At 62.2% G+C, this 15,051-nt stretch carries 12 protein-coding genes and 3 tRNA genes; 14 read left to right on the top strand and 1 reads right to left on the bottom strand.

Going from position 1 to position 15,051, the window contains the following annotated elements; translation table 11 throughout:
- Positions 1-18: 18 nt before the first annotated feature.
- The 14 genes from GKKCFE_RS16655 to GKKCFE_RS16590 all read left to right on the top strand — a co-directional run bounded on the left by GKKCFE_RS16655 (position 19) and on the right by GKKCFE_RS16590 (position 13,550).
- Positions 19-1,029 (top strand): aspartate-semialdehyde dehydrogenase, encoded by a 1,011-nt coding sequence (locus tag GKKCFE_RS16655; protein ID WP_076383917.1) that lies wholly within the window; start codon positions 19-21, stop codon positions 1,027-1,029.
- 208 nt (positions 1,030-1,237) lie between these two features.
- Entirely contained in the window at positions 1,238-3,802 is a 2,565-nt protein-coding gene (locus tag GKKCFE_RS16650; RefSeq protein ID WP_445576856.1) for a FimV/HubP family polar landmark protein, read from the top strand.
- A gap of 304 nt (positions 3,803-4,106) precedes the next feature.
- Positions 4,107-4,931 carry a tRNA pseudouridine(38-40) synthase TruA gene (gene truA / locus GKKCFE_RS16645; protein ID WP_047229296.1) on the top strand — a complete coding sequence of 275 codons (825 nt, stop codon included), beginning with the start codon at positions 4,107-4,109 and terminating at the stop codon, positions 4,929-4,931.
- Between the two features lie 62 nt (positions 4,932-4,993).
- Positions 4,994-5,617: a phosphoribosylanthranilate isomerase gene (locus GKKCFE_RS16640; protein WP_076383919.1), complete on the top strand. Its 624-nt coding sequence runs from the start codon at positions 4,994-4,996 to the stop codon at positions 5,615-5,617.
- Between the two features lie 265 nt (positions 5,618-5,882).
- Positions 5,883-6,803 carry an acetyl-CoA carboxylase, carboxyltransferase subunit beta gene (gene accD / locus GKKCFE_RS16635; protein ID WP_047229238.1) on the top strand — a complete coding sequence of 307 codons (921 nt, stop codon included), beginning with the start codon at positions 5,883-5,885 and terminating at the stop codon, positions 6,801-6,803.
- On the top strand, positions 6,800-8,107 hold the full coding sequence (folC, locus tag GKKCFE_RS16630; protein WP_445576855.1) for a bifunctional tetrahydrofolate synthase/dihydrofolate synthase: 1,308 nt from the start codon (positions 6,800-6,802) through the stop codon (positions 8,105-8,107). The genes accD and folC overlap by 4 nt, the downstream gene beginning before the upstream one ends.
- Positions 8,091-8,759, top strand: a complete 669-nt coding sequence (locus GKKCFE_RS16625) for an SPOR domain-containing protein (protein ID WP_417694782.1) — start codon at positions 8,091-8,093, stop codon at positions 8,757-8,759. Before folC ends, GKKCFE_RS16625 begins: the two co-directional genes overlap by 17 nt.
- 99 nt (positions 8,760-8,858) lie before the next feature.
- Positions 8,859-9,419 (top strand): CvpA family protein, encoded by a 561-nt coding sequence (locus GKKCFE_RS16620; protein ID WP_039593931.1) that lies wholly within the window; start codon positions 8,859-8,861, stop codon positions 9,417-9,419.
- A 41-nt stretch (positions 9,420-9,460) separates the two neighbouring features.
- Entirely contained in the window at positions 9,461-10,966 is a 1,506-nt protein-coding gene (purF, locus tag GKKCFE_RS16615; protein ID WP_047229235.1) for an amidophosphoribosyltransferase, read from the top strand.
- A gap of 56 nt (positions 10,967-11,022) precedes the next feature.
- A complete protein-coding gene (locus tag GKKCFE_RS16610) occupies positions 11,023-12,234 on the top strand; it encodes an O-succinylhomoserine sulfhydrylase (RefSeq protein ID WP_047229234.1) in 1,212 nt (403 codons plus the stop codon).
- On the top strand, positions 12,231-13,004 hold the full coding sequence (locus GKKCFE_RS16605) for an SDR family oxidoreductase (RefSeq protein WP_047229233.1): 774 nt from the start codon (positions 12,231-12,233) through the stop codon (positions 13,002-13,004). The genes GKKCFE_RS16610 and GKKCFE_RS16605 overlap by 4 nt, the downstream gene beginning before the upstream one ends.
- Before the next feature lie 169 nt (positions 13,005-13,173).
- A tRNA-Val gene (locus tag GKKCFE_RS16600) sits at positions 13,174-13,249 on the top strand.
- Between the two features lie 58 nt (positions 13,250-13,307).
- A tRNA-Asp gene (locus tag GKKCFE_RS16595) sits at positions 13,308-13,384 on the top strand.
- Positions 13,385-13,473: 89 nt separating this feature from the next.
- Positions 13,474-13,550 (top strand) — tRNA-Asp (locus tag GKKCFE_RS16590).
- Between the two features lie 208 nt (positions 13,551-13,758).
- On the opposite strand, the gene GKKCFE_RS16585 is transcribed toward GKKCFE_RS16590, so the two are convergent.
- Positions 13,759-15,042 (bottom strand): NAD(P)/FAD-dependent oxidoreductase, encoded by a 1,284-nt coding sequence (locus GKKCFE_RS16585; protein ID WP_445576854.1) that lies wholly within the window; start codon positions 15,040-15,042, stop codon positions 13,759-13,761.
- Between the last annotated feature and the right edge of the window lie 9 nt (positions 15,043-15,051).

The raw sequence follows: 15,051 nt of genomic DNA, 5'->3' as shown, positions 1-15,051 counted from the left end.
TTTACCTGAGGTAGACCCATGAGCCAGTCCTTTGATATTGCCGTGATCGGCGCCACCGGTACTGTCGGCGAAACCCTTGTCCAGATTCTCGAAGAGCGTGACTTCCCGATCGGCAACCTGCACCTGCTGGCCAGCAGCGAGTCGGCGGGAAGCTCGGTGATGTTTCGCGGCAAAAATGTGCGGGTGCGCGAAGTCGACGAATTTGATTTCGGCAAAGTCCAACTGGTGTTTTTTGCCGCCGGCCCGGCGGTGACCCTGAGCTTCGCCCCGCGTGCCACGGCGGCCGGTTGCGCGTTGATTGACCTGTCCGGCGCCCTGCCGCCTGAGCAGGCGCCGCAGATCGTGCCGGAAGCCAACGCCGGGCTGCTGGCGGGTCTGAGCAAGCCGTTTCAAGTCAGCAGTCCCAGTGCGTCGGCGACCGCGCTGGCCGTGGTGCTGGCGCCGCTGCGCCAATGCCTGGCGTTGCAGCGTATCAGCCTGACCGCCAGTCTCGCTGTGTCCGCTCAGGGCCGCGCCGCCGTCAGTGAGCTGGCCCGTCAGACTGCCGAGTTGCTCAATGCACGTCCCCTTGAGCCGAAATTTTTCGATCGGCAAATGGCGTTCAACCTGCTGGCTCAGGTGGGTACCCCGGACGAGCAGGGTCACACGCTGCTGGAAAAGCGTCTGGTGCGTGAATTGCGTCAGGTGCTGGAACAGCCTTCGTTAAAGATTTCCGTCACTTGCATTCAAGCCCCGGTGTTTTTTGGCGATAGCTTTAGCGTGACTGTGCAGGCAGCCGGCGCCGTCGACCTGGCGAAAGTCAACGCAGCCTTGGAGGCGGCACCCGGCATCGAGCTGGTGGAGGCGGGCGATTACCCGACCCCGGTGGGCGATGCGGTAGGGCAGGATGTAGTCTACGTTGGACGTGTGCGCGGGGGGATCGATGACCCGGCGGAACTAAATATGTGGCTGACGTCAGATAACGTACGCAAGGGCGCGGCGCTCAATGCTGTGCAAGTGGCTGAGTTGTTGATAAAAGACCTGCTGTAAAAGATACTTGGCAACAATTTGTCGAATGATTCTAGCTGGGCGCTATGCTTGGCCAGAGTGCTGAAGGCGAACCTCCCTCTCGGGGCTTTCCCCGAGCATGAGTGAAACGATCGCGCGCGCCGTTGCTTCGGGGGGCGCGCAATGCCTTACGGCAGCGGCATCAACACCTTCTCGCTGGCCGAGGAATGTTCAAACAAAGGAAGAGGCTATGGTTCAAGTTCGCAAACTGGTGTTAGCAATAGCGGCCGCCTCGGCGCTGTCCTCCGGTATGGCGCAAGCACTCGGGCTCGGGGAATTGACCCTGAAGTCGCCGCCGAACCAGCCTCTGGTCGCCGAGATCGAGCTGCTCGACGTCCAGCAATTGACCGCCGCCGAAGTCGTGCCGAGCCTGGCCTCGCCCGAGGAGTTTGCCAAGGCCGGAATCGACCGCCAGGCGTTTCTCAATGACCTGACCTTCACCCCGGTAATCAATGCCAATGGCAAGAGCGTCTTGCGGGTGACTTCCAGCCAGCCGCTGTCGGAGCCGATGGTCAAGTTTCTGGTGCAGGTGATGTGGCCCAATGGCCGTCTGCTGCGCGACTACAGCGTGTTGATCGACCCTTCCAAATTCTCCCCTCAGGCGGCTGACGCCGCCCGGACGAAGCCGTCCCAGGTCGTCTCCACGCCGGTGACGGGCGCCACCAAGCCTTCCCAATACACCACCACGCCGCGCGATACACTTTGGGAAATTGCCGCCAAGGTGCGCAACGGCGGGTCGATCCAGCAAACCATGCTGGCGATCCAGGCGTTGAACCCAGACGCATTCATCAACGGCAACATCAATCTGCTCAAGACCGGCAAGGTATTGCGTCTGCCGGACCCGGTGCAAAGCACCGCGTTGCCGCAACCCCAGGCTATCGCTGAAGTGGCTGCGCAGAATGCCGCCTGGCGCCAGGGGCGGCGGGGCGTTGCGCGTTCCGGCCAGCAGCAGTTGGACGGTACCAAGCGTGGTGGCAGTCAAGCAGCACCGGCCCAGGCGGCCGGTCGCGATAATCTGAGTCTGGTCTCCGCCGAGGCCGCGAAGGCCGGCGCCAAAGGCGCTGCCGGCGATGCCCAAGCCCTGAGCAACCAGCTCGCGGTCACCCAGGAAAGCCTCGATTCGGCTCGCCGCGACAATGAAGAACTCAAAAGCCGCATGGCGGATCTGCAGAGCCAGCTGGACAAGCTGCAGCGCCTGATCGAGCTGAAGAACAATCAGCTGGCCAAAATGCAGGCTGATGGTGTCGCCGTACCGCCGCTCGATGAGTCGGCCCCGGCGATGTCGGCAGAATTGACGCCGGACCCAACGGCGCAAGCCCCTGCGCCCGCGCCTGAAGCGACGCCGCCCGTGACTCCCGTGGAGCCAGCCCCGGCAGCGTCCAGCGAACAAAAGTACAACGATCTGCTGACCAATCCGATCCTGTTGGGCCTGGTTGGCGGTGGCGCGTTGATCCTGCTGTTGTTGCTGCTGTTGCTGGCCCGTCGCCGCAAGGCGCAACAGGAAGCCGAGAAGCACTTGCGCATGGCCCGAGCCCTCGAGGAGGAGGCTGATTTCTCCCCGGAGCTCGATCTGCCCCCGAGCAGCTTCGAGGGCATTGAAGTTCCACCGCCAAGCGTAAAGCTCGAACCAAAACCCGCTCCCGCGCCAGCGCCCAAGCCAGCCCCGGTGATTGCGCCCGTGATCGTCACGCCGCCGATCGCCGCGCCATTGGTGGCTCCGGCTGCCGAGCGTTCCGACGATGTGCTGGGTCAGGCCCAGTCCCACATTGATCGTGGTCGTTTGAATCAGGCGGCCGATCTGCTTGAGCAGGGCATCAAGGCCGAGCCTCAGCGCAGCGACCTGCGCCTGAAACTGATGGAAGTCTACGGTCAGCAGGGCGACCGCGATGCTTTTGTTGCCCAAGAGCGCCAACTGGTGGCCAACGGCGAAAACTATGCCCAGGTCGAACAGCTCAAAAGCCGTTTCCCGGCCATGGTGGTCGCCACCACTGCCGGTCTGGCCGCCGCGGCAGTCGCTGCCGAGCTGGACGCCCAGTACGTCAAGGATTTGCTGGAAGATACGCCGCCCACCGATGAGGAGCTCGACAGCGCCTTCGACCTGAGCCTTGAGGATCTGGAAGCCGCACCGGCAACGCCTGAGCCAGAGCCTGTCGTCGAGCTGGATGCATTCCCGTCCGATGATGACTTGGACTTCGAATCGTTGCTCAAGCAGCAGACCGAGGCCAATGAAAGCCTGGATGACCTGTCGGAGTTCGACCTTGACCTGGGTGCCGACGCCCCGGCGCCGACGCCGGCCCTGGCCGACGAAGACTTCCTGCTGGACCTGGATGACGACCTCAAGGGCCTGGATGAGCCTGCCGTCCAAACCCCTGCGGTGACCGACACCCCGTCTGACGACCTTGAGCTGCCGGAAGATTTCGACCTGTCCCTGGCCGATGAAATGGACGTGCAAGACAAACCCAAGGACGCCTTCGAGTCCGAACTGGACGATGTCAATGCCGAGCTTGAGCGCCTGTCCGACAGCCTCGCTCAGCCGACTTTCACTGCCGAAGACGCGTTGGCCAGTGCCGACGATGAGCCGGATTTCGACTTCCTCAGCGGTACCGATGAAGTGGCGACCAAGCTCGATCTGGCCCAGGCCTACATCGACATGGGTGACAACGATGGTGCCCGGGATATCCTCGGCGAAGTCCTCAGCGAAGGCGATGCCACGCAGAAGAGTGAGGCGCAGGAAATGTTGTCGCGCCTGGCCTGAGGTGATCGGGTAAACAAAAGCGGCAGCCGGTGAGGCTGCCGTTTTTGTTTGGGCTGGAGTTTAGGTTGGCTGGCGGGCCTCATCGCGAGCAGGCTCGCTCCCACAGAGGTTCTCGGGTATTCACAAATCCTGCGCCCAGCACAGATCCCTTGTGGGAGCGAGCCTGCTCGCGATGGCGTCAGTACATTCAACACATGACCACCGGTTGGACTGGCATCCCATCCCGCCGGCCTTATAATGCCCGCCTTTGCGTACTTCAGCAGGCTGTAATTCCTTGGCAAACATAGACAACCCGGCCGCCGAAATGGCGGCCGACGGCTTTTTCCGGATCGCCCTGGGCGTTGAATATAAAGGCTCGCGCTATCGCGGCTGGCAGCGCCAGGCCTCCGGTGTGGCGACGGTGCAGGAAACCCTCGAAAACGCACTGTCCAAAGTCGCTGATTCGCCCGTGTCGCTGCATTGTGCCGGCCGTACCGATGCCGGCGTGCACGCCTGCGGCCAGGTGGTGCATTTCGACACCCAGGTCGAGCGTTCGATGAAGGCCTGGGTCATGGGGGCCAACATCAACTTGCCTCACGACGTCAGTGTCAGCTGGGCCAAGGCAATGCCGGCGCATTTCCATGCACGCTTCAAGGCCATCGCCCGGCGTTATCGCTACGTGATCTACAACGACCAGATCCGCCCCGCGCATCTGAACGAAGAAATCACCTGGAACCACCGTCCGCTGGACGTCGAGCGCATGGCTGAAGCCGCGCAGTACCTGGTCGGTGTTCATGATTTCAGTGCCTTTCGCGCCGGCCAGTGCCAGGCCAAGTCACCGATCAAAGAGCTGCATCACCTGCGGGTGACCCGCCACGGCAAAATGATCGTGCTCGATATCCGCGCCAGCGCCTTCCTGCATCACATGGTGCGCAACATCGCGGGGGTGCTGATGACCATCGGTGCCGGTGAGCGGCCGGTGGAGTGGATCAAGGAAGTGCTTGAAAGCCGCATCCGGCGTTCCGGCGGCGTGACGGCGCACCCGTTTGGCCTGTACCTGGTGCAGGTCGAATACCACGATGAATTCGAGCTGCCACAGCGTTACATCGGGCCACATTTCCTCACGGGCTTCTCGGAACTCGACGGCTGACGCCCTGCGCAGCATTTGCTACCATCCGGGACTTTCACGGATTTGCCTGAGGTTTTGACGACATGCCGGCCGTTCGCAGCAAGATTTGCGGGATCACCCGCGTCGAGGACGCGCTGGCGGCGGTGGAGGCTGGTGCCGATGCCATCGGGCTGGTGTTTTATGCCAAGAGCCCGCGCGCGGTGACGGTGCAGCAGGCGAGGGCGATCATCCGGGCCTTGCCTCCGTTCGTAACCCCCGTCGGCCTGTTCGTCAACGCCAGTCGTTGTGAGCTGGGCGAGATACTCGACGCGGTGCCGTTGGCCCTGTTGCAGTTTCACGGGGACGAGACGCCCGCCGATTGCGAGGGCTGGCATCGTCCGTACATCAAGGCGTTGCGGGTCAAGGCCGGTGATGACATCGCGGCCAGTTGCGATGCCTTTGCCGGTGCCAGTGGCATACTGCTGGACACCTATGTGGAAGGCGTTCCCGGTGGGACCGGTGAAGCATTCGACTGGTCGCTGGTGCCCCAGGGCCTGAGCAAACCGATTATCCTCGCCGGTGGGTTGACGGCGCAAAACGTGGCCGAAGCCATCCGTCAGGTTCGCCCTTACGCGGTCGATGTCAGCGGTGGGGTAGAGCAAAGCAAGGGCATCAAGGATCCGGCCAGGATTCGTGCGTTCATGGCCGCTGTACGCAGCAGCCAGTAGTCAATGTGACGGCTGGCAGACTGCCGCCGTCCATACCAGCACTGTACAAAGCAGGCAGGCGCCGCCTCCGGGTGGGCCGATAGCGTAGTGGTAGCCGCGGTGCCGCGGTTGCCGGGATGGCTGAGGAGGTTGGGCTGCACGCAGGTCATGCTTCGCGCTGATCGTGGTGGTCCCTCGACCCTCGCCGCACAATGAATTTAGCTCAAGGGCATACGCGGGACCGCGAACCAGAGCGTTCGGGTCACCGGTACTGGAGAAAGAAAGCATGAGCAACTGGTTGGTAGACAAACTGATCCCTTCGATCATGCGTTCCGAGGTGAAAAAAAGCTCGGTGCCTGAAGGTCTGTGGCACAAATGTCCATCCTGCGAAGCGGTGCTGTACCGCCCCGAGCTGGAAAAGACCCTGGACGTTTGCCCCAAGTGCAACCATCACATGCGCATCGGTGCGCGTGCCCGTATCGACATCTTCCTGGATGCCGAAGGCCGTGTTGAGCTGGGTGCCGACCTGGAGCCGGTGGACCGCCTGAAATTCCGCGACGGCAAGAAGTACAAGGATCGCCTGACCGCGGCCCAGAAGCAGACCGGCGAAAAAGACGCCCTGGTGTCCATGAGCGGCACCCTGCTGGGCATGCCGGTGGTGGTTTCGGCCTTCGAGTTCTCCTTCATGGGGGGCTCCATGGGGGCCATCGTCGGCGAGCGCTTCGTGCGTGCCGCCAACCATGCCCTGGAAAACCGTTGCCCGATGATCTGCTTTGCCGCTTCCGGTGGTGCGCGTATGCAGGAAGCGCTGATCTCCCTGATGCAAATGGCCAAGACCTCCGCGGTGCTGGCGCGTCTGCGTGAAGAAGGCATTCCGTTCATCTCGGTGTTGACCGACCCGGTCTACGGCGGCGTTTCCGCCAGCCTGGCGATGCTGGGCGATGTGATCGTTGGCGAGCCGAAGGCGCTGATCGGTTTTGCCGGCCCGCGCGTTATTGAGCAGACCGTGCGCGAAAAATTGCCGGAAGGCTTCCAGCGCAGTGAGTTCCTGCTGGAGCACGGCGCCATCGACATGATCATCCACCGCCAGGAGTTGCGTCCGCGTCTGGGCAATCTGCTGGCGCAACTGATGGGCCTGCCGACCCCGAAATTCGTCGCCGCCCCCATCGAGCCGATCGTGGTTCCGCCGGTGCCAGCGAACATATGACCCAACGTACCCTGGGCGATTGGCTTGCCTACCTTGAGCAGTTGCATCCGTCAGCCATCGACATGGGGCTGGAGCGCTCGCAAGCGGTAATGTCCCGCATGGGACTGGCCAAGCCGGCGCCCCGGGTCATCACCGTTACCGGCACCAATGGCAAGGGTTCGACCTGCGCCTTCGTGGCCTCGCTGTTGCGGGCCCAGGGGTTGAGCGTTGGTGTCTACAGTTCGCCGCACCTGTTGCGCTACAACGAGCGGGTGCAGATCAACGGCGTCGAAGCCTCTGACGCCGAGTTGTGCGAAGCCTTTGCTGCGGTGGAAGCCGGGCGGGGCGAGATTTCCCTTACCTATTTCGAGATGGGCACCCTGGCGGCGTTCTGGCTGTTCGCGGGTGCCGGTCTTGATGCCGTGGTGCTTGAAGTCGGCCTGGGTGGCCGGCTCGATGCTGTCAATCTGGTGGATGCGGACGTTGCGCTGGTCACCAGCATCGGTGTGGACCATACCGATTACCTGGGTGACACCCGTGAGTCCGTCGCCTTCGAGAAAGCCGGCATCTTCCGCCCGGGCGCGCCTGCGCTCTGTGGTGACCTCAATCCCCCTCAACCGTTGCTGGACAAGGTCCGCGAGTTGGGCTGTCCGTTCTTTCTGCGCGGGCGGGATTTCGACCTGGCAATGACTGAGCAGCATTGGCAATGGCGGGGCAGTGACGCCCGGGGCAATCCGGTGGAACTGCGCGATTTGCCGCTGCTGGAGCTGCCGATGGAGAACGCCGCGCTGGCGCTCCAGGCCTACCTGTTGCTGGACCTGCCATGGCATGCCGGGCAAATTATCGACGCGTTGCAAGCGACTCGCGTCGTCGGTCGTCTCGATCGCCGCCAGTTCGATTGGCACGGCAAACGCCTGAATCTGTTGCTTGATGTCGGCCACAACCCTCATGCGGCGCAGTATCTGGCCGAGCGCCTGGCGCGGCGGCCGGTAGCCGGGCGCCGCCTGGCGGTGTTCGGGCTGCTTGGCGACAAGGATCTGGATGGCGTTGTCGATGCGTTGGGTGCTAGTGTCCAGCATTGGGCGGTAGCACCGCTGGATTCTCCGCGCTCGCGCCCGGCTACCGAACTACGGGAAGCCTTGCAGCGTCGCGGCGCTTGCGTAGAGACTTATGACAGCGTGGCCGCAGCGCTGGAAGGGCAGTGCGCCCTGGCGACGGTCGACGATGAGATCCTGCTGTTCGGATCATTTTTTTGTGTTGCCGAGGCCCTTCAATGGCTGGCCCGGCGCTCCACGGAGGAAGCTGCAGATGGCATTGCTGGATAAAGCGTACAAGCAGCGCATGGTCGGGGCCCTGGTATTGGTGGCCTTGGCGGTGATTTTCCTGCCGATGCTGTTTTCTCGTCAGGATGAGCAGCGCCAGGTTACGGTCGACGCTCCGGCTGCCCCTCAGGCGCCGTCTATTGCGCCCGTGCAGGTCGAGCCGGTGGTGGTGCCTGAACCTGAAGCGCTACCCCAGGAACCCGTTCCGAGCGACGAGGAGCTGGCCGAGCAACCTGCGCCTTCCCTGCCGATCGAGCCTGCGCCGGCGGCGCCCGCCACGGCAGCGCCGGCTCCGAGCAAGCCGGCAGTCGCTCCAGCCCCGGCAGCACCGGTGGCCAAGCCGGCGCCGACCCAACCGATTACCGCAGCCCCGGCCAAGCCGGATACCACGCAAAGCCGCGTGGACGCCAACGGTCTGTCGGTCAGTTGGTCCGTTCAGTTGGCCAGCCTGAGCAATCGTGAGAGTGCCGAAAAACTGCAGAAAACCCTGCGCAGCCAGGGCTACAACGCCTATATCCGCACCGCCGATGGCAAGAATCGCGTATTTGTGGGGCCGCTGATCGAGCGTGCCGAGGCTGACCGGCTGCGGGACCTGCTCAGCCGCCAGCAGAACCTCAAGGGTTTTGTGGTGCGTTTTCAGCCTGAGCGCGGTTGACGGCGGTTTGCCTGATTTGAATCACACTGACAATCGCAGCTTACCGACAGCTCTGGCCTCTGCTAAAATGCGCCGCCTTATCCGTCTGTAGGCTGCACCGTGCCATTTACCTGGGTTGACTGGGCGATCGTTGCAATCGTCGCCATCTCCGCATTGATCAGTCTGAGCCGCGGCTTCGTCAAGGAAGCCCTCTCGCTGCTGACCTGGATCATCGCGGGGGTCGTAGCCTGGATGTTTGGTGGTTCGTTGTCCCAGTACCTCGCCGGATACATTGAAACTCCGTCGGCCCGCGTGATCGCGGGCTGTGCCATCTTGTTTATCGCCACCTTGCTGGTCGGCGCAATGATCAACTACCTGATCGGCGAACTGATTCGCGTCACCGGGCTTTCCGGGACGGACCGGTTCCTGGGCATGGCCTTCGGCGCGGCGCGTGGCGCGTTGCTGGTGGTCGTGGCTGTCGGGCTATTGAGCCTGGGGCCGGTACAGCAGGATACGTGGTGGCAGGAGTCCCGGCTCGTGCCACAATTTCTATTGGTCGCAGACTGGTCCAAGAACCTGATCCTGGGTTGGAGCAGTCAGTGGCTTGCCAGCGGTATCAGCGTACCCGCTGAAATACCGTTCAAGGAACAACTCTTGCCGATGGCCAAAACGCCGCAGTAAGAGTTGTTCAGTTCAGATCCATTAAGTAGGGGTTGTGTCGCATGTGTGGCATCGTCGGTATCGTCGGTAAGTCGAACGTCAATCAGGCGCTGTATGACGCGCTAACCGTGCTCCAGCACCGCGGCCAGGACGCTGCCGGTATCGTGACCAGCCATGACGGCCGGTTATTCCTGCGCAAGGACAACGGGCTGGTGCGTGACGTGTTCCATCAGCGTCACATGCAGCGCCTGGTCGGTCACATGGGCATTGGCCATGTGCGCTACCCAACAGCGGGCAGCTCGACTTCGGCCGAAGCCCAGCCGTTCTACGTCAACTCGCCGTACGGCATCACGTTGGCGCACAACGGCAACCTGACCAACGTCGAGCAGTTGGCCAAGGAGATCTACGAATCGGACCTGCGCCACGTCAATACCAACTCCGACTCGGAAGTGATGCTCAACGTCTTCGCCCATGAACTGGCCCAGCGCGGCAAGCTGCAGCCTACCGAAGAAGACGTGTTCGCCGCTGTGACCGATGTGCATAACCGCTGCGTCGGCGGCTACTCGGTCGTGGCGATGATCACCGGTTACGGCATCGTCGGTTTCCGCGACCCCCATGGCATCCGCCCGATCGTGTTCGGCCAACGTCACACCGACGAAGGCGTCGAGTACATGATCGCCTCGGAAAGCGTGTCCCTGGACGTGCTGGGCTTCACCCTGATTCGCGACCTGGCCCCGGGCGAAGCGGTCTACATCACCGAAGACGGCAAGTTGTTCACCCGTCAGTGCGCGACCAACCCGAGCCTGACTCCGTGCATCTTCGAGCACGTCTACCTGGCGCGCCCGGACTCGATCATCGACGGCATCTCGGTCTATAAGGCCCGCCTGCGCATGGGCGAGAAACTGGCCGACAAGATCTTGCGCGAGCGGCCGGACCACGACATCGACGTGGTCATCCCGATCCCGGACACCAGCCGCACCGCGGCCCTGGAACTGGCGAACCACCTGGGCGTCAAGTTCCGCGAAGGCTTCGTGAAGAACCGTTACATCGGCCGTACCTTCATCATGCCCGGCCAGGCCGCGCGGAAAAAATCGGTACGCCAGAAGCTCAACGCCATCGAACTGGAATTTCGCGGCAAGAACGTGATGCTGGTGGATGACTCCATCGTGCGCGGAACCACGTGCAAGCAGATCATCCAGATGGCCCGTGAAGCCGGTGCCAAGAACGTATACTTCTGCTCGGCGGCGCCGGCCGTGCGTTATCCGAACGTCTACGGCATCGACATGCCGAGCGCCCACGAGCTGATCGCCCACAATCGCACTACCCAGGAAGTGGCCGACCTGATCGGCGCCGACTGGCTGATCTATCAGGACCTGCCGGACCTGATAGAAGCGGTGGGTGGTGGCAAGATCAAGATCGAGCAATTCGACTGCGCAGTGTTTGACGGCAAGTACGTCACCGGTGACGTCGATGAGGCCTACCTGAACAAGATCGAGAACGCTCGTAACGATGCGTCCAAGGCCAAGACCCAGGCGGTCAGCGCGATCATCGATCTGTACAACAACTGAGTGACAAGCCGGCCCTGAGGGGCCGGTTTGCGTTTAATGACTACAGGAGCGACAGCATGAGTCAGGATTGGGATGCCGGTCGGCTGGACAGCGACCTTGAGGGTGTAGCGTTCGATACCCTGGCGGTCCGCGCCGGTCAGCACCGCACGCCGGAAGCCGAGCATGGCGATCCGATGTTCTTCACGTCCAGCTACGTGTTCCGTACCGCTGCCGATGCGGCGGCACGGTTTGCCGGCGAGGTGCCGGGCAACGTCTACTCGCGCTACACCAACCCCACCGTGCGGGCTTTCGAAGAGCGCCTCGCTGCTCTGGAAGGTGCCGAGCAGGCTGTGGCCACCGCCACCGGCATGGCGGCGATCATGGCCGTGGTCATGAGCTTTTGCAGCGCTGGCGACCACGTGCTGGTGTCGCGCAGTGTCTTCGGCTCGACCATCAGCCTGTTCGAAAAGTACTTCAAGCGTTTCGGCGTGGAAGTCGATTACGTGCCCCTGGCGGACTTGTCCGGTTGGGATGCGGCAATCAAGCCCAATACCAAGATGCTGTTTGTCGAATCGCCGTCCAACCCCCTGGCCGAGCTGGTGGACATCGCCGCGTTGGCGGAAATCGCCCACGCCAAGGGCGCCATGCTGGTGGTCGATAACTGCTTCTGCACGCCGGCGTTGCAACAGCCGCTGAAGCTGGGGGCCGACGTGGTGGTGCATTCGGCGACCAAGTTCATCGACGGCCAGGGTCGTTGCATGGGCGGCGTGGTGGCCGGTCGTGGCGAGCAGATGAAAGAAGTGGTGGGCTTCCTGCGCACCGCCGGGCCGACCTTGAGTCCGTTCAACGCCTGGATCTTCCTCAAAGGCCTGGAAACCCTGGGCCTGCGTATGAAAGCCCATTGCGCCAACGCCCAATTGCTGGCTGAGTGGCTGGAGCAGCAGGATGGCATCGAGAAAGTGCACTACGCCGGCCTCAAGAGCCATCCGCAACATGACCTGGCCGCGCGTCAGCAGCGCGGTTTCGGTGCGGTGGTGAGCTTCGAGGTCAAAGGGGGCAAGGAGGGCGCATGGCGCTTCATCGACGCCACCCGGTTGATTTCCATCACCGCCAACCTGGGTGACAGCAAAACCACCATCACTCACCCAAGCACCACCTCCCACGGTCGCCTGACGCCCCAGGAGCGTGAAGCAGCGGGCATCCGCGACAGCCTGATCCGCGTCGCGGTGGGTCTGGAGGACGTGGCTGACCTGCAAGCCGATCTGGCCCGTGGGTTGGCCGCCTTGTGATCGAGCTGGCAACGCCGCACGGCGGCACTCATGGCCGGGTAGCTCTGGTGACAGGCGCCGCGCGGGGTATCGGCCTGGGGATTGCTACCTGGCTGATCTGTGAGGGCTGGCAGGTGGTGCTGACTGACCTGGATCGTGAGCGCGGCTCCAAGGTCGCCAAGACGCTGGGGGAGAACGCCTGGTTCATCACCATGGATGTGGCGGACGAGACGCAAGTCGCCACGGGAATCGCCGAGGTGTTGGGCCAGTTTGGGCGGCTTGACGCGCTGGTGTGCAACGCGGCCATCGCCGATCCCCACAACATCACCCTGGAAAGCCTGGATCTGGCCTACTGGAATCGGGTCCTGGCGGTGAACCTGGGTGGTCCCATGCTGCTGGCCAAGCATTGTGCTCCTTACCTGCGTGCCCACAATGGCGCCATCGTCAACCTGGCCTCGACCCGTGCCGCACAATCAGAGCCCGACACCGAAGCCTATGCGGCAAGCAAGGGCGGCTTGCTGGCCTTGACCCATGCCTTGGCGATCAGCCTTGGGCCGGAGATCCGGGTCAATGCTGTCAGCCCCGGCTGGATCGACGCACGGGACCCGTCCCAGCGTCGCGCGCAGCCGCTCAGCGATGCCGATCATGCTCAGCATCCGGCAGGCAGGGTAGGCACGGTGGAGGATGTAGCGGCGATGGTGGCGTGGCTGTTGTCGCGCAATGCCGGTTTTGTCACGGGCCAGGAGTTCGTGGTGGACGGCGGCATGACCAAGAAAATGATTTATGAGTGAAGGCAGCTGCAAGCGGCAAGTTTTAAGCTGCAAGCAGGGCGGTGTGGATCCAGTGCTTTTAACTTGTAGCTTGGAGCTTGCCGCTTGAAACTGTTTTTGAAAAAAATCCAACCCTGCTATTGACTTAGCTTCGGTACCTGCGTAAATTTCGCGGCCTCAACGAAGCAAAGGGTGATTAGCTCAGCTGGGAGAGCGTCTGCCTTACAAGCAGAATGTCGGCGGTTCGATCCCGTCATCACCCACCATGTTTTACGAGAGTTTTGCGAAAGCAAGACGGAAGCTGTCAAAAGCCTCCACCGACGCGCAGCGGTAGTTCAGTCGGTTAGAATACCGGCCTGTCACGCCGGGGGTCGCGGGTTCGAGTCCCGTCCGCTGCGCCATATTTTCCGAAGCAGGTTCGCCTGGTTCGAGATCCAAACCCAAGAGGTTGGATCAGACGAGTTAACTGGACGCAAGTCCATAGCGATACGCAGCGGTAGTTCAGTCGGTTAGAATACCGGCCTGTCACGCCGGGGGTCGCGGGTTCGAGTCCCGTCCGCTGCGCCATATCTGCTTCGAGGCCCACTGAACGCCTTGAAGCTAAGAAGAAAGCTGAAAAGCTACTTCTAGTCGATAGCAAAGACCCTGGTCGAAAGACCGGGGTTTTTTGTTTTCGGGATAATGACACTGAAAGGTTGGAACGCGCCCGTGGCGAGGGAGCTTGCTCCCGCTGGGCTGCGCAGCAGCCCTTTTCTATGAAGTCGTCCGACGAGTCTCAGAACCCAAGCCTATCCCGCAGCCCGTAATACCAAGCCCCCATCGCCGCAAACGGCGTACGCAACAACTGACCGCCGGGGAAGGGGTAGTGGGGCAGGTCCGCAAACGCATCGAAACGCTCAGCCTGGCCACGCAGCGCCTCGGCCAGGACCTTGCCCGCCAGGTGCGTATACGTCACGCCATGGCCGCTGCAGCCCTGGGAATAATAAATGTTGTCCCCCAGGCGCCCGACCTGCGGAAGGCGCGACAGCGTCAGCAGGAAGTTTCCGGTCCAGGCGTAGTCGATCTTCACGTCCTTGAGCTGCGGGAATGCCTTGAGCATCTTCGGACGAATGATCGCTTCAATATTCGCCGGATCCCTCGCGCCATACACCACGCCGCCGCCGAAAATCAGACGCTTGTCGCCCGTGAGTCGGTAGTAATCGAGCAAGTAGTTGCAGTCTTCAACGCAATAGTCCTGAGGCAGCAGGCTGCGAGCCAGCTCATCGCCCAGCGGCTCGGTGGCAATAACCTGGGTGCCGCAAGGCATGGATTTGGCTGCCAGTTCGGGCACCAAATTGCCCAGATAAGCATTACCCGCCACGATGATGAACTTGGCCCTGACCTTGCCCTGCGGTGTATGCACAACCGGGCTGGCGCCACGCTCGATGCGCACCGCCGGCGACTGCTCATAAATCACCCCGCCAAGAGACTCCACCGCCGCCGCCTCACCGAGGGCCAGGTTCAGCGGATGAATATGCCCACCGCTCATGTCCAGCATCCCGCCCACATACTCCTCGCAGGCCACCACCTCGCGAATACGCCGCTGATCGAGCAACTCAAGCTGGGTATGCCCGAAACGCTCCCACAAACGCTTCTGCGACTCCAGATGGCCCATTTGCTTGGCGGTAAGGGCAGCGAACACTCCGCCATCCTTCAAATCACACTGAATCTGATACTTCGCCACCCGCTCGCGAATGATCCGACCGCCCTCGAACGCCATATTGCCCAGCAACTGCGCCTGCTGAGGCCCGACACTGCGCTCGATCACGTCGATGTCGCGGCTGTAACTGTTAACGATCTGCCCGCCATTACGACCTGAAGCGCCAAAGCCAACCTTTGCCGCCTCAAGGACCGTGACCTTGAAACCGTTCTCCAGCAGAAACAGCGCAGAGGACAGGCCGGTGTAACCAGCGCCGATCACGCAAACATCCGTTTCGACATCATCCTGCAGGGCAGGGCGAGCTGGAGCCGGATTGGCCGACGCGGCGTAATAAGATTCTGGATACGGTGTGTTCGCCATTCTGCAACC

It is taken from the genome of Pseudomonas sp. E141 (assembly GCF_052659885.1).
This window is presented reverse-complemented; position numbering and strand designations above follow the sequence as displayed.

Bases quoted from the DNA above. Each gene is read 5' to 3' on its own strand.
- GKKCFE_RS16655 (WP_076383917.1), top strand. From the start codon at position 19: ATGAGCCAGTCCTTTGATATTGCCGTGATCGGCGCCACCGGTACTGTC.
- GKKCFE_RS16650 (WP_445576856.1), top strand. From the start codon at position 1,238: ATGGTTCAAGTTCGCAAACTGGTGTTAGCAATAGCGGCCGCCTCGGCG.
- truA (WP_047229296.1), top strand. From the start codon at position 4,107: ATGGCGGCCGACGGCTTTTTCCGGATCGCCCTGGGCGTTGAATATAAA.
- GKKCFE_RS16640 (WP_076383919.1), top strand. From the start codon at position 4,994: ATGCCGGCCGTTCGCAGCAAGATTTGCGGGATCACCCGCGTCGAGGAC.
- accD (WP_047229238.1), top strand. From the start codon at position 5,883: ATGAGCAACTGGTTGGTAGACAAACTGATCCCTTCGATCATGCGTTCC.
- folC (WP_445576855.1), top strand. From the start codon at position 6,800: ATGACCCAACGTACCCTGGGCGATTGGCTTGCCTACCTTGAGCAGTTG.
- GKKCFE_RS16625 (WP_417694782.1), top strand. From the start codon at position 8,091: ATGGCATTGCTGGATAAAGCGTACAAGCAGCGCATGGTCGGGGCCCTG.
- purF (WP_047229235.1), top strand. From the start codon at position 9,461: ATGTGTGGCATCGTCGGTATCGTCGGTAAGTCGAACGTCAATCAGGCG.
- GKKCFE_RS16610 (WP_047229234.1), top strand. From the start codon at position 11,023: ATGAGTCAGGATTGGGATGCCGGTCGGCTGGACAGCGACCTTGAGGGT.
- GKKCFE_RS16585 (WP_445576854.1), bottom strand. From the start codon at position 15,042: ATGGCGAACACACCGTATCCAGAATCTTATTACGCCGCGTCGGCCAAT.